The sequence below is a fragment of the Vibrio sp. 03_296 genome (assembly GCF_002265885.1).
Map to the genome: position 1 here is coordinate 1 of NZ_NPKW01000690.1, position 863 is coordinate 863.

Annotated in this window: 1 pseudogene and 1 riboswitch; the pseudogene reads right to left on the bottom strand. The window is 49.7% G+C overall.

Features of this window, described 5'->3' with window-relative positions:
- Nucleotides 1–494: pseudogene (locus CIK04_RS27170) on the bottom strand (3,4-dihydroxy-2-butanone-4-phosphate synthase); the annotation flags it as partial.
- A gap of 93 nt (nucleotides 495–587) precedes the next feature.
- A riboswitch (FMN riboswitch) is annotated at nucleotides 588–728 on the bottom strand.
- Between the last annotated feature and the right edge of the window lie 135 nt (nucleotides 729–863).

Below are 863 nucleotides of genomic sequence, written 5' to 3' on the forward strand. Positions count from 1 at the left end.
TTGCATCAGATCCAACCGTGCYTCGGTACTGTCCGCGACGAGACCAAACACCACCTGGACGAGCACGTAACGGGAAAACATGACCGGGGCGAGCAAGATCGTCCGGTTTTGCATGTGGGTTGGCCGCTGTTTTGATTGTCGTCACACGGTCTTGCGCAGAAACACCTGTGGTGACACCTTGCTTTGCTTCATAGTAGAATGGTAAACGCGGTTTGGTTAGCACTGTTGTTGTTAACGACCATAGGTGGCAGCTCCAACTTGTTGGCGTGACTCGTCGGTTAGACACAAACAGACAATGCCGCTGCATTCGCGAATCATCAGCGCCATTTGTGCGTTAGTAAGGTGTTCAACGGAATAGATAATGTCGCCTTCGTTTTCACGATCTTCATCATCCAGCAGTAGTACGCCGCTGTCCCTCTTTGAGCGCAAGCAAAGCGTTTTCAACGCGAGTAATCGGATCGCCAAATTCGGCGAAGTAGAGATGACTGATTCATGGTTAATCCTAATACACCAGAATCAGGGCAGCATGAGGTTGGAAGTGTCTCTTCCAAAACGAAATGCACCAGCGCTAAACAGCTCTGGTGAAGTTTCATTCTCTCTCATCCGGACTATAACCGTCGGCTCTGGCGTCTCACCAGATCTGCTGACCTCGACGAATCGAGCGCTCGCGGGCTCACCTCATTTGGTATACCGCCGGTGGGGAATTTCGCCCCGCCCTGAGAATAAAAAAATYAATTTAGCCAAACGTCTGTCTCATACAGCACGTTAGCCGAAGTATGTTACTGCGGAAAAAGCATCAGGAAAATGTAACGCGTGTCTGATTTGTTTGATTGTGTTCAGCTCTTATTGGTCCTTTGGTCGTG